Annotated in this window: 15 protein-coding genes and 1 other RNA gene; 5 read left to right on the top strand and 11 right to left on the bottom strand. The window is 54.6% G+C overall.

Going from position 1 to position 12,902, the window contains the following annotated elements:
• Positions 1 to 6: 6 nt before the first annotated feature.
• The 5 genes from QLH52_RS13400 to QLH52_RS13380 all read right to left on the bottom strand — a co-directional run bounded on the left by QLH52_RS13400 (position 7) and on the right by QLH52_RS13380 (position 3,717).
• Positions 7 to 843 (bottom strand): HDOD domain-containing protein, encoded by an 837-nt coding sequence (locus QLH52_RS13400; protein WP_319961916.1) that lies wholly within the window; start codon positions 841 to 843, stop codon positions 7 to 9.
• A 22-nt stretch (positions 844 to 865) separates the two neighbouring features.
• Positions 866 to 2,764: a GspE/PulE family protein gene (locus QLH52_RS13395; protein ID WP_033159070.1), complete on the bottom strand. Its 1,899-nt coding sequence runs from the start codon at positions 2,762 to 2,764 to the stop codon at positions 866 to 868.
• Positions 2,765 to 2,990: 226 nt separating this feature from the next.
• Positions 2,991 to 3,170, bottom strand: a non-coding RNA gene (ssrS, locus tag QLH52_RS13390) — 6S RNA.
• A gap of 23 nt (positions 3,171 to 3,193) precedes the next feature.
• Complete coding sequence (locus tag QLH52_RS13385; RefSeq protein ID WP_101054117.1) at positions 3,194 to 3,493, bottom strand: cell division protein ZapA; 300 nt, start codon at positions 3,491 to 3,493, stop codon at positions 3,194 to 3,196.
• A complete protein-coding gene (locus tag QLH52_RS13380; RefSeq protein WP_033159102.1) occupies positions 3,490 to 3,717 on the bottom strand; it encodes a TIGR02449 family protein in 228 nt (75 codons plus the stop codon). Before QLH52_RS13380 ends, QLH52_RS13385 begins: the two co-directional genes overlap by 4 nt.
• A 103-nt stretch (positions 3,718 to 3,820) precedes the next feature.
• On the opposite strand from QLH52_RS13380, the gene QLH52_RS13375 reads away from it, so the two are divergent.
• Genes QLH52_RS13375 through ubiH form a run of 5 tightly spaced genes read left to right on the top strand, consistent with a single transcriptional unit; the run spans position 3,821 to position 7,433 of the window.
• Positions 3,821 to 4,348 carry a UPF0149 family protein gene (locus QLH52_RS13375; RefSeq protein ID WP_033159072.1) on the top strand — a complete coding sequence of 176 codons (528 nt, stop codon included), beginning with the start codon at positions 3,821 to 3,823 and terminating at the stop codon, positions 4,346 to 4,348.
• A 16-nt stretch (positions 4,349 to 4,364) separates the two neighbouring features.
• Positions 4,365 to 5,675, top strand: coding sequence for a Xaa-Pro aminopeptidase (pepP, locus tag QLH52_RS13370; RefSeq protein WP_171697589.1), 1,311 nt, complete (start codon positions 4,365 to 4,367; stop codon positions 5,673 to 5,675).
• 19 nt (positions 5,676 to 5,694) lie between these two features.
• Positions 5,695 to 5,964 (top strand): DUF4160 domain-containing protein, encoded by a 270-nt coding sequence (locus QLH52_RS13365; protein ID WP_171697588.1) that lies wholly within the window; start codon positions 5,695 to 5,697, stop codon positions 5,962 to 5,964.
• Positions 5,965 to 5,976: 12 nt separating this feature from the next.
• Positions 5,977 to 6,213, top strand: a complete 237-nt coding sequence (locus tag QLH52_RS13360; RefSeq protein WP_101054125.1) for a DUF2442 domain-containing protein — start codon at positions 5,977 to 5,979, stop codon at positions 6,211 to 6,213.
• A gap of 5 nt (positions 6,214 to 6,218) precedes the next feature.
• Positions 6,219 to 7,433 carry a 2-octaprenyl-6-methoxyphenyl hydroxylase gene (gene ubiH / locus QLH52_RS13355; RefSeq protein ID WP_171697587.1) on the top strand — a complete coding sequence of 405 codons (1,215 nt, stop codon included), beginning with the start codon at positions 6,219 to 6,221 and terminating at the stop codon, positions 7,431 to 7,433.
• A 17-nt stretch (positions 7,434 to 7,450) separates the two neighbouring features.
• Here the strand turns inward: ubiH and QLH52_RS13350 are convergent, their stop codons facing one another.
• The 6 genes from QLH52_RS13350 to QLH52_RS13325 form a co-directional block, all read right to left on the bottom strand.
• Positions 7,451 to 7,606: a hypothetical protein gene (locus tag QLH52_RS13350; protein WP_171697586.1), complete on the bottom strand. Its 156-nt coding sequence runs from the start codon at positions 7,604 to 7,606 to the stop codon at positions 7,451 to 7,453.
• Positions 7,607 to 7,972: 366 nt separating this feature from the next.
• The gene (locus QLH52_RS13345) at positions 7,973 to 8,509 is read right to left on the bottom strand and encodes a GNAT family N-acetyltransferase (RefSeq protein ID WP_033159076.1); all 537 of its coding nucleotides are present in this window, start codon (positions 8,507 to 8,509) and stop codon (positions 7,973 to 7,975) included.
• 141 nt (positions 8,510 to 8,650) lie between these two features.
• The gene (locus tag QLH52_RS13340) at positions 8,651 to 9,232 is read right to left on the bottom strand and encodes a cohesin domain-containing protein (RefSeq protein ID WP_319961915.1); all 582 of its coding nucleotides are present in this window, start codon (positions 9,230 to 9,232) and stop codon (positions 8,651 to 8,653) included.
• 117 nt (positions 9,233 to 9,349) lie between these two features.
• Entirely contained in the window at positions 9,350 to 11,140 is a 1,791-nt protein-coding gene (locus QLH52_RS13335) for a hypothetical protein (protein WP_319961913.1), read from the bottom strand.
• Positions 11,140 to 12,000 (bottom strand): hypothetical protein, encoded by an 861-nt coding sequence (locus tag QLH52_RS13330; protein ID WP_319961912.1) that lies wholly within the window; start codon positions 11,998 to 12,000, stop codon positions 11,140 to 11,142. Before QLH52_RS13330 ends, QLH52_RS13335 begins: the two co-directional genes overlap by 1 nt.
• Positions 11,997 to 12,662 (bottom strand): hypothetical protein, encoded by a 666-nt coding sequence (locus QLH52_RS13325; RefSeq protein ID WP_319961911.1) that lies wholly within the window; start codon positions 12,660 to 12,662, stop codon positions 11,997 to 11,999. The genes QLH52_RS13330 and QLH52_RS13325 overlap by 4 nt, the downstream gene beginning before the upstream one ends.
• Positions 12,663 to 12,902 lie beyond the last annotated feature (240 nt).

Genomic DNA, 12,902 nt, shown 5'->3' with positions numbered 1-12,902 from the left:
GGCGTGTCAGGCAGACAAGGCCAGCGAATCTTCCAGCGCGATTTCCAGCTCGGCCAGCATAATCTCCGACAGGCCGAGCCGGCCGGCTTCCTCGCTGCTGGAGATCACCAGATCAGGCTGCGGCCGCGGCGCGATACCCAGTTTGTAGGCGACCATGTCGGCTACGCGCACCAACAGTTCCACTGTGCCGGTATGTTCGGTGGCCGGCTGATGATGATTGGCGGCAACCTTACGATAGGTTTCCGGTAAATTCCATTCTTGCAGCAACCATGCGCCTTTGCTCTCGTGCTGGCGGATGATCAGTTCTCGCTGCAAATCGGCAGGTAAATTTAGATTGAGGTCCTTGGCCGCCAGATCTTCCAAGCAGCGCAGCAGCAATAGTTCGCCAATATCGTGAAACAGGCCGGCCATGAAGGCTTCTTCCGCTATCGTCTGGAACGACAAACGCTTGGCCAGCCATTCGGCGCCCAAGGCCACCGCAACGCTATGCTGCCAAAGTTTGACCATGTATTGCTGAGTGGCGGCATCTTTTGCCGCAAACAAGCCTTTCTGCGTAACCAAAGTGGCAATCTGGACGATGCGCGGCAAACCCAAGCGGACCAGAGCATCCTTGACGGTGTTGATTGATCCCAAGCCGGCATAGAATGACGAGTTGGCAACGCGCAAAATTTGGCTGGCTAAACTGGCGTCCATCGCCAATTGTTTGGCAATCGCGTCCAGCGAGCGATTTTCGTCTTGCAAGGCCAAACGCAGCTCGGTTACCGCCCGCGGAAATACCGGTAAGGCACTGGCTCCCGAGGTAATGGCCTCGTCTATCAATTCGGAAAGCGATTTTTCACTCATAAGATTGGATTGTATTATTGGCTCATCGACTGCCCAACAAGCGGCGCAGTTCGTATAAAGGGCGGGGTTTTCCAAAACGCGGCAGATTGCGGATCACTTCCTGTAACGAGGTAGCACCGGCGGCGGCTTTCACCAAACCATCCTCTAGCAGCGTAACCAAACCCGCCGTCTCCAGGCTCACCCGCCGGATTTCATAGGAGGTTTTGCGCTGCAATATCGCATCTTTGACCAATTCGTTCATCGACAATAGTTCGAACACGCATACCCGGCCGGAATAACCGGTAAACCGGCACTTTTCGCAGCCCTTGCCCAACAAAAATTGAGCGCCGGCAATGTCATCCGGCGTCACATTCAGCCGACGCAGCAAAGCCGGGTCAGGCTTGAACGGTTCGGCACAATGCCGGCACACTCGGCGCAACAGGCGCTGGGCGACTACCGAAACTACAGTCGAAGAAATCAGAAAAGCCTCGATTTCCATGTTCAGCAGCCGCAGCAAGCCGCCGATGCTGTCCTCGGTGTGAAATGTGGTCAACACCTTGTGGCCGGTCAGGGCCGCCTGAATTGCGGTATCCGCGGAAAACTTGTCGCGGATTTCACCGAGTACGATGATGTCCGGGTCCTGGCGCACGATGTGGCGCAGGGTTTCTTCGTAAGTCAGATTGATCTTCGGATTGATCGAACATTGTGCGACGCCGTCAATCACGTATTCGACCGGGTCTTCGGCGGTAACGATGCTGACTTCCGGAGCGTTCAGGTAATCCACTGCGCTATACAGCGTCGTGGTTTTACCCGAACCGGTCGGTCCGGTGATAATGACAACGCCGGTCGGCACGTCCAGCGAATCTTGAACAAAGCGTTCCAGCATCAAGGGCGCCATGCCCACTTCGTGTATGTCCAGCAATTCTGTCTTGCGGTTCAATAGCCGCAAGACGATTTTTTCGCCGTTGATGGTACTGAAAAACGAAGCGCGCATGTCGATCACGCGATTGCTGCTGGCCTGTTCGAACATGACCCGACCGTCTTGATGTCGGCGCTTTTCGGCAATATCGGCGCCGGCCATCACTTTAATCCTACTAATCAAGGCCTGGGCAATTTCAACCGGAAAGTCCCGGTAGTGCACCATTACGCCGTCGATCCGTTGCCGCACCCGGACCTTATGCTCCAGCGGTTCGATATGTATATCGCTGGCTCCCTGGCGTATCGCGTCTTCAAAGATCCGGTTGGCAACCGCGACGGCCGACTGCTCGCCGACGGCTACTTTTTCGGCGCCGGTATTACGCTCGTAATTGAGCAGAAAACGCATGATCTGCGAATACCGCCCCACCGCCGGAATGATCTCGGCGCCCAAGACGTGCCGGGCCATCTCGATGGCGTTTTGATCCAGCGGGTCGCCGAAAGCCACCAATACGCCGTCCATTTGTTTTTCGATAGGCAAAAAACAATGCTTGTTGGCGGACTTCAACATCGGCTTGGTCATCAGCGTCTGATCGATCACGGCAGTACTTAAATCGATAACCGAAATGCCCATCAGGTCCGCCAAAACCTCGAGCATTTTCATTTCCGATATCAGATTACGTTCCACCAGAATTTCGCCCAGGCGTTTGCGTCCTGCTTTTTGCCGTTGCTCGGCCAGCGCCAAATCCAGGTCGGTGTTGGTGATATACCCGAACTCCACCAGGAACAGGCCTAACTTGACTTTGACCGGGTGGTTACGAAACAACTCGACCAGTTGGTTGTGGGTGACATAACCCAGATCGCAAAGCACCAACAAAATCGGCTTTGGCGACTCCAGTTTGCCTTGCACCCGCAAGGCGTATTTCAGTTTTTCGGCATCGATCAGGCCCTGATCAACCAATAGGCCCAAGAAGTTTTCTGTGAAGCTTTTGCCGGAATCACCAGCGTTGCTGTTGCTTATGTTCATTGCCGCGTAATCGTCGTTGTCCAGCGGAGCGAAAAGAAAGGGGGCATGCTATCAACAGGTGTTGGAGGATGGATCATAGTCTATACAGCGCTAGCTAAACGAATTTTAAGCCGCGACTACAGTCGCCAGGCCTTACGCCACCCTGCGCGCCACCTACCAGCAGACTAACAACAAACACGAGGGGGGCTTCGAACGAAGACGAGAAACCGAGACAAGCAAAATCAAGAGATCTCCCGCCTGCGCCGTCTGATACTTTCGTCCTTGAACCGAAGGTTCAAGTGGAAACCAAATCCAGTCAATCAGGCTTCCTGAATAAACAGGCATGCGCACCATGAATGGCAAAAAGTTTCCGGGGTAAAAACAGGTTCAGGAAACACCCAGTACTGCTCGAACGCCGCAGGAGATTGGACTGATAGTCTACCGGATGATTTACGAATTTTCCAAAACGTTTTCTATTTTGCTGCGCAAATCGGCTAAGCGTTGACCAATATCCAAACTGCCGTTGGCTTCGTTCTTGTTGGATGCCGTCAAGTCGTGAGCCAAGTTCAATGCGGCCAGCACGGCGATGCGGTCGGTGCTGCTGACTTTGCCGGTGTCACGGATTTTGCGCATCTGCCTGTCAAGTTCCCGGGCAGAGTTGATCAACCCCTCTTTTTCATCGGCGGCACAGGCGATTTTATATTCCTTATCCAGGATATTCAGTGAAACGGGCTGGACGGCTTTACTCACGAATCATGCTCCATGGCTTTCAAGCGGGCAATCATCGCTTCCACCCGGGTTTTGGCCAACGTGGTTTTTTCCAGCAGCTTGGCTTTTTCCTTAACCAAGGCATCCTGTTTAACTTTCAAGGACTTATTCTCGCTTTTGACTTGATTGAACTGGGCAATGAGCGTATCCAGTTTCGCTTCCAATGCTTCCAGTTCGGTTGACGGATCTTTTTCTGTTTGAGACATAGCAAGAGTATGGGCCGATATGACGTTATAATCATCGTAGATGGTTAAGAATGTTAGCATAAGCCATGTTATTAAACAGCTTTATATAGGAAACGCAGCCCAGATGACCTACCGTTCGGTTGAAGAAATTTTAGAGCAACATGACGCCGACATCGGCGCTGCCGAGGCGCACGGTATCGCCACCGGCATGCTCTGCGTCGAAATCCGCGCCGATGCGGAAAACTGGCTACGGGAACTCATTGACGACGAGCAACAGTTGATCGACGAAGACAAAGCGCTGCTGCATGGTGTGTTCGAAAGAACCCGAGTATTGCTGGAAAATCAAAACGACGATTTCGCCTTCGATTTGCTGATGCCTGACGACGACGATCCGTTAGACGAACAAGTGGAAGCCCTTCGCTGTTGGTGCCAGGGCTTTTTGTTCGGCGTGGGTTATGCGCAAACCGGCGCCGACTGGCCGGGCGATACCGCTGAAGTGATGCGCGATATGATAGAGCTCACCAAAATCGACACCGACGTCGGCGATGAAGACGACGAAAATGCCTTGGTCGAACTGCGCGAATATGTGCGCGCCGCCGTGTTTACCGTGCGCGATCAATTTGCCGAACTCGGCCCATCGCAACCGCATTAATCTAAGTAGATCGACCATGAAACAAAGCGAATTCAAAAAACGCCGCGCCAGCCTGATGAAGCAAATCGGCAAGGGCAACATCGCCATTATTGCCAGCGCCCCGCAGCGCACCCGCAACCGCGACGTCCACTACCCGTTCCGTCAAGACAGCGACTTTTATTATCTGACCGGCTTTAACGAAGCCGAATCCATGGCCGTATTCATCCCCGGCCGTGAGCAAGGCGAATATATTTTGTTCTGCCGCGAATTCGACGAGAAAAAAGCCCAGTGGGAAGGTGCCCACGCCGGTCTGGAAGGCGCCACCAAACACTATGAAGCCGACGATTCGTTTCCGATTGACGATCTGGACGACATCCTGCCCGGCATGCTGGAAAACAAAAGCAAAGTGTTCTACCCGATGGGTAAGGACAGCGATTTAGACCACAAACTGCTGGAGTGGATCAACCACATCCGCAAGCAGTCGCGTACCGGCGTCACCGCACCGGGCGAACTGGTGTCGCTGGAACATATTGTCCACGAAATGCGCTTATTCAAAAGTGCGGAAGAACTAAAACTGATGCGCCGCGCCGGTGAAGTATCCGCGAAAGCCCATATTCGCGCCATGCAAGCCTGCAAACCCGGTTTGTACGAATACCAAATCGAAGCCGAGCTGCTCCACGAATTTATCCAGGACGGTCTGCGCGCGGTGGCTTATCCGTCCATCGTCGCCGGCGGCAAAAACGCCTGCACGCTGCATTACGTGGAAAACAAGGACAAGCTCAACAAAGGCGATTTGCTGCTGATCGACGCCGGTGTGGAATGTGACCATTATGCCGCCGACATCACCCGCACCTTCCCGGTGTCCGGCAAGTTCAGCGAACCGCAAAGGTTGTTGTACCAATTGGTGCTGGATGCCCAAGCCGCGGCGCTGGCCGAAATCAAACCCGGCAATCCCTGGAACAACGCCCACGACGCCTCGGTGGAAACCCTGACCAAAGGCCTGATCGAACTGGGCCTGTTAAAAGGCAAACCCAAAAAACTAATCAAGGATGAAAAATACAAACAGTTTTACATGCACCGCATCGGCCACTGGCTGGGCATGGATGTGCATGACGTCGGCGATTACAAGATCAAGGACGAATGGCGATTGCTGGAACCGGGCATGGTGTTAACCGTGGAACCGGGCCTGTATGTGCCGGCCTACTGCGAAACGGTGGATAAACAATGGCGCGGCATCGGCATTCGCATCGAAGACGATGTCTTGGTAACAAAAGACGGTCATGAGATACTGACTGGCGGCGTGCCAAAGTCGATAGCGGCCATCGAAGCGTTAATGCAATCGAGCTAGCGTGACGGAGAAATTCGATATGCCAACCATCAGCATGTTTTATGGCATCGTCATTTGTATGTATTTCTTCGACGATGAGCGCCATAAACTTCGGCATATCCAAGCCAAATATCAAGACTACAATGCCTCGTTCTCCATAGCCGACGGCTCATTACTTGGCGACGACCTGCCGCTTGCCAAATCCGGGCTGGTGCAGGCCTGGATTGAAATTCATCGGGAATCTTTGTTAGCCGATTGGAACTTGGCGATCAATGGCGAAAAACTCTTCCCTATCGATCCTTTACGCTAAAGGAAGGTCATTATGGAATCCGTGATTCAAGTGCAGCCTAAAGACAACTATAAACTGGAACTTTGGTTCGATAACGGCGAGCACCGCTTGTTCGACATGTCCCCTTATCTGAATAAAGGCGTTTTCATTAAACTTAAGGACCGCTCACTATTCGATCAAGCCTATGTCGGACTGGGTACCGTGTGTTGGCCGGGTGAGCTAGATGTCGCGCCGGAAACGCTTTACGATCGATCCATAGCACTGGGCTAAAGCAGATGCAACACGACTTCGACCTGATCATTGTCGGCGCCGGCCTAGCCGGTAATTGTCTGGCCCTGGCGCTGAAAAACAGCGGCTTGAAGATAGCCCTGGTCGAAGCCAATAGCCGCGAGCAACTACGCCACTCCCCCGCCGGCGACCGCGCGCTAGCCTTGGCGGCCGGTACCGTGGAACTACTCAACGACTTGGGCGCCTGGCGCGGCGCGGCCGATAAAGCCACCGCCATCAAACACATCCATGTCTCGGACCGCGGCCATTTCGGAAAAACCCGGCTGGATGCGGCTGATCAGGGCGTGGAAGCTTTGGGTTATGTGATCGTCGCCCGCGACATCGAACAACACATGGCCGATCTGGTCGAGAAAACCGACACGGTTTGCCTGTATCAAACTAGGGTCGCCGGATTGATGTCCGGCCGCGATGCGGTGAACGTCAGTTTGAAGCAGCACGACGGCAGTTCGTTAAACGTCAGTGCGCAATTGCTGGTCGGCGCGGACGGCGGCAACTCCACGGTGCGCAAGCTGTTGGAAATTCCCCAGCAAATCACCGAATACGGCCAGACCGCGCTGGTCACCACCGTGCAATCGGCGCTGCCGCACCGCAACATTGCCTTCGAACGCTTCACCGAATTCGGCCCGTTGGCCTTGCTGCCGGTGGCCGGCAAACAATCGGCCGTGGTGTGGACGCGCACTCACGAACAAGCGGAAACCCTGATTAACGTCAGCGACCGCGAATTTCTCGCCGAACTGCAAAACTGCTTCGGTTACCGCTTGGGCGAACTAAAACTGGCCGCACCGCGCCGGGCATTTCCGTTAAGCCTGATCCGCGCCGAAAGCATGGTCTCCGGCCGCACCGTGATCATCGGCAACGCCGTGCATCAACTGCACCCGGTGGCCGGCCAAGGCTTTAATTTAGGGATACGCGATGTGGCCTTATTGGCGGAAATGCTGATAGACCAACACGAACGCGATGGCGATTTGGGCGATGCCCGCCTGCTGAAAAACTACAGCCGGCAACGCCAACAAGACCACGGTAAAACCATAGGCTTCACCAATAGCGTGGTGAAACTGTTCTCCAACGACAATTTACCGCTGGCCGCCGTCCGCAACGCCGGATTGACCATGCTGGACCACCTGCCGTTTGCGAAAAAACTGCTGACGCGGCATGCGATGGGTTTGGCGGATCGGCTGCCAAAAATCGGCGAACGCAAATAAACCCAAACCGCGCTACCTCACGCAAAAAAACTTAGCCAAATCGCCGCCATCAGGCTGGCAAAAGTCAAAGCAGCGGAGATAACGCGGGCAACAGGGCTGGGACGTGTAGCCGTCCATACCAAGAGCGTCGAATACGCCACGGCCGGCAGCAAAAAGCTCAGCAAAATCATCATTAACGCCCGCCCCGGCGCACACGCTTCGTTGCAGATTAATGTCCACTGCTTCCACAAGCCGACTCCCAAAGCGACCGAGAGAATGGCACCCGCCAGGTGCAATAGCCGTCTGAAACTGATTTGAACCTCCCGGAACAAAATTTCGCGCTTGATGCCAACATGGAATGCGGCTTTCGAATTTCGTGCGAATCGTAGCCTTAGGCCACATTGCCGCGTAAGCGGTTATGTGACATTCAATACTCGCATTTGGGTATGTCAGGGAACGAACAGATAACGCGCACCCTGACATACGAGGCTAAGCTGACCTGCTATAGCAGGACTTACAAGGCCTGCCATAGCAGGTCAGCTTGAGCGAGGGCTTAGGTATCACCGTAAGTCCCCGGGTACGAGCGAGTAGACCAAAGCATTGTGCGGCTTGCCTTGAAAGTAGAGACGGTTCCTCGCTTCGCATTCCAGTTTGGCACCAAGCGACTCAGCCACCCGTTGGCTTGCTTTGTTGTGAGTAAGCACGACAATTTCAAGGCGGGTCAGGCCCAGTTGACTGAATCCAAGTAGTGCCGAGTGGTGGGCTGCGAACCTAGCGACTCCCTGACCAGTATGCTGCGAGCTCACCCAGTACCCGATATTGCCAATCCGATAGGCTCGGTTGATGTGGTTGACGCCTGTCCCGCCAATCACTGCGCCTGAGACAGCATCGAAGATGCCCAAAGGATACTCGGCATCTGCTGCCCAGAGTTGCATGGTGGTCTTGATCCAGTTTTCCGCATCCAGCGGTGTATAGTCCTTAGAGCACCATGGCATCCAGTAAACGAGTTCATCAATAGACTCGCGGACGGCTGAATAGAAGGCCCCGGCATCTGAGAGCTCGAGCCTGCGAACGATGTATTTGGGAGCGTCGGACATTGTGATGCTTAACAAGTAATTCAAAGTTCCGTATATCACCCAAATACGTGCTTAGCAATAACTCAGAATGAAGTGCAACGAAAACTGGATTATTTCCAAAGAGCGCCTGGATTACGCTCCGCTTCATCCAGGCTACTTTGACTAACTCCTACGCCACCTCAACACCACCCAAAACCCACCAACCATCGGCCAAACCATCCCCGGCAACGGCACAGCGGCGACCGGGTTGATGGTGAGCGGCGCTGTGTTTGCAGACAAGCCGTCACCCCCGGCATCCGCCAAACCGTTAATCAATAAACCAAGCTGACTGCTACCACCGCTCAGCACCTCGAAACGGATGATCGCCAACGTAAAGCTATCGGCTTGCAGGGCTTGTAAATCCGCCGCGTTGTCCAAGGACGATTCGAACAAATTCAGCACTCCCGGACCCAGCACATCGGCGGCGGTACTGTTGCCACCCAAGTCAAACACATCCAATTCGTCACCCAACACCGGATCGCCGAAAACCACACCGGCAAAGGCCAAACGTGTTGGGTCAAACTGAATATTAAAGTCATAAGTTCCTAGCGCATCGTCGCCCAAACCGGAAATGTTCAAACCGATTTCAATGGCGTCGGCGGTTTGGCTACGGGGCGTGAAATGTAAATCAATGGCCGCATCGGCCACACCGCCGGCGACAAATAAAGCTATACCGACTATGCCGGCTTTGAATTGTTTCATCATCGTTGTTAGTCCTATATTCGGCATCCCGGATTCCCGCGTGCGCGGGAATGACGGAGTACTTTCGGTTCGTGCGTCAGATTGGAGAAATCGATTACCAGCCGCGTGGGTCAAGCCGGCTTAAACCGCACAGCGCGAGCGCGTACACAGCAAAGTCAGCTTGCGCACATCCAATGCGTTGATCACGCCGTTTTTATCCAGATCACGGGGATCGGCTATGCCGGTAGGCGGTTGGTTGCGCGCCGCAATGACCACGTTCAAATCCAGTTGATCGACATCGCGATCACCGTCCAGATCACCTTTTACGCTGATGTTTTCACAGCTGTCGGGTAAATGATTGAAGTTGGTATCGCCGCTGACCCGGTTTTGAATATCCAGCACATCCGATTTGCCGTTGTTGTTACAGTCCGGAAACACATTCAGGTAATACACATCCTGCTCGCCGTGGTAGGTGGCGGTGTAAGCAATGTGCGCGCCGTTGGCGTCGGAGACTAACTGGGTGTAATCGCCCATTTTGTCGCCTTGCCGCTCTTCGCCGTTCACGATGTTATACGGCAGATGCGTATTGAACACCGGCGTGACCGCCTGGTTTTTGCTCCAAGTTACGCCGCCGTCCCAAGAGTAGGCGTAGTAAAGCTGGGAATAGCGGTATGGCGCGCTGCCGCTGCCGTTGCGAGTGTCGTACCACACCGCGTCTAGGCGGGAGTTGGCCGCCACCCCCAACATCGGGAACCATTGATAAGCATTGGCGGCGGGTGGATCGTCATTCACCCGCACCGGTGCCGACCAGGTCGCGCCGCCGTCACTGCTGCGCACGAAATGAATATCCTGCGGATCGCCGCCGGTTTGCCAAGCATAGGGGGAAACATGCGCCAGCAGGTAGATATTACCGCGCAACGGCCCGGCCGATTGATCGGCGGCAATTTGCACATCGCCGTCGCCGCCCAGCGGGTTGGGCAACTGCAAACTCGGCGACAGGAACATCATGCTGTTGCCGCCCATATCGACCTTTTGCGCGGTAAAGGTGGGTGAAGCGGCGGGATCTTTGGCATCAACCGATTTCAGGAAATAGTGCCCGCTACGCACTATGCCCAAGGCACTGACGGACAAAATCGTTTCATCGACGCCGAATAGATAAACCTCGCCTTCCGCGCCTATGGTCAGCCGGCCAAAGCCAAAGTTTGCCACCGGCAATGCCGCATCCGGTTCTTGATAGCTGACACCGCCGTCCGTGGATCGGATGAAATATTTGGGCACATAATTTGGATCGGGGTTGCTGTCGGCCGGTCGCCGCCAGGTACTGTAAATATGCCCGTCGCTGGGACCGCCGGTTTTATCGATGGCCAGCCAGTTCTTGTCGCCTTTAAACTGATACACGGGTTCCGACCAAGTCACGCCGCCGTCGCCGGATTTAAACACCGAAGTGCTATCCGATACCGCCAAGGACTGGTAATAAAAATTGCCCAGGGTATCAACCTCCAACACCGGATCGGTGCGGGTTTGCAACGGTAAGGCCGGCAGCATGCCGGTACTCCAACTCCCGCCGCCGTCAAAGCTATAGGCATAGCCGCCGTGTTTGACGGCAGTGGGCGGTGAATCGAACCTGCGCCAGCCCACGACAATATTGGCGGGATTTAGCGGACTCAGGGCCAGCGTCGGCTCATTGCCTTTGTCGCCTACGATGTTTTGCCCATCCGCATCGACGTTGACTTGATGGCTGCGGTACACACCAAAGCCGACATCGGGAGAAGGCGCTGCCTGTAAGGCTGTCGCCAATGTCAAACCGACGCCTATGCCCGCCGCGATTTTTATCCAGCCCCCGTGGCGGAAATATGCTGGGTGGCGTTCGTCAGGCGCTGGGTAAACCGCAGTCAACGGCCGAATCAATTCTGGATCTTCGGCTGGTTTCATCACGCCATCCTTCTGTCGGAACGGTTATTCAGAAACAGTCCGGCCAAACCGCCGGCAAACAACCAGACAGCAGCCGGCAAAGGCACAGTCGCCGGCAGCTCTCCCGACACCACAGTGGTTTGCAAGCTGAAAGTACCGATACGTGTATCGCGCAAGCGGGCGTCGCGAGCCCCCAGATGATCGAAACCCCACCCTAAACCCAAATTTCCGTTAAGGCTTAACGTATTCCCCACTATTGCGGTGGTGACATCAAACAACTCAAAACCGCCCGCATCGAAGCCAATGTGATTAGTAATCACCCAACCGGAACGCCCGGGCGTTGCCGCTTCAAGAATAGGATCGTATTCCAAGGTCATATCGCCCAACAACACTCTATTGGTCGGCGGATCGACATCCACTCTAAAACGCATCACGCCGCCCAGACCGATACTGCCGCTGGCAGTGCCGAACAAATTGCCGGGTTCGAACGTGAAAGTAGTATTTCTGTTCTGCCGCCCACCAGGATTCACTATCGGACTTACCCCGTTGACGCTGAATTGCAACCCGGTTGCCGGAATTTCATCGGCCACCAGATCGTATAAATCCGGCGTATTGCCGTCGCGCAACTGTACAAATGTTTTCGATGCGGCCGAAGCATCGTAAAACTCTTCCAGATAAATGGAAGGCCGGCAGCAAATCGGAAAGTCGGCGGTGGGCGTGTCCGGATAGTCATTCACATCGACGCTGGCGATTAACGCATCGCGGTTTAGGTTAAGGACCAGCGCACCGCCGCTGACTGTAGCGGCTTGAACTTGGCTGATCGACAATACACCGAGAACGGCTAATAGCCAGGTGGATGATCGATGATTATTGATTTTCATAATGTCACACTCCTTGAAAGATATGGCTTACGGCCTATGCCGATAAAACCCAATAAGCCGCTAGCGAATAGCCAGACCGCAGCGGGTAGCGGCACCGCCGACACCTGTCCGCAACCGGCATAGGCACCCGTGCCCAAACAGAAACTGCCGACATCAACCAGTTGCGCGCCTTGCAACATGCCGGCGTTTTCCGGCGACATCAGTAAATCGCCACTCAACTGCCAGTTTCCGGCGTTGCTAAAGCTCAGGCTTAGGTTGTTTAAGTCGTACACCGCCATCGTGAAATAAATGTTATTGGCTAGGTACCAGCCGGTGCGGCCCAAAGTTTGCCGGTCGGCATCGTAGCGTAGCGAAAAATCGCCGTTGACCAAGCCGGCTCCAGTCGGCGGCCAGTTCGGCGCATAAAAACCCTGCACGCCTGTCATGCCCACTTGTGCCCCGGCCACGCCGGCCAGCGTGATGGTATCGATGGCAAAATCGGCTGATGTGGCTTTGACGTAACGCTGGCTGGCTTGCGGACTAGGATCGTTACCGATAGCCGTCAACTCAAACACCTGATTGAGTCCGGAAATCTCGGTGGTATTGAGTTGGCTAAGCAAATGGTCGCCGGTATTGGCCGGATTATCAGCATTGGACGTTGCCGTACTCCAAAACGTCGACAAGTAATAGCCCCCAGCGCATTCCGGTCCAGGTTCATCGTAAACGTACCGCCGGAAGGTGCATTCAATAGCGTGGCCTCAGCGCTTGCTGAGGCAATTCCCATACCGATGGCTAGCATCGCCCGCACGACCAAAGCGGGATAGCCACAGTTTTTGTTGATCTTCATAAAATCCCTATCAGCGGATGGTCAGAATAAGCCCTCTCCCTGCCTGAATACACAAGCGGCCGTAGTCGGCGGCATG

This window comes from Methylomonas defluvii (assembly GCF_033949435.1).
Classification (GTDB): domain Bacteria; phylum Pseudomonadota; class Gammaproteobacteria; order Methylococcales; family Methylomonadaceae; genus Methylomonas; species Methylomonas defluvii.
This window is presented reverse-complemented; position numbering and strand designations above follow the sequence as displayed.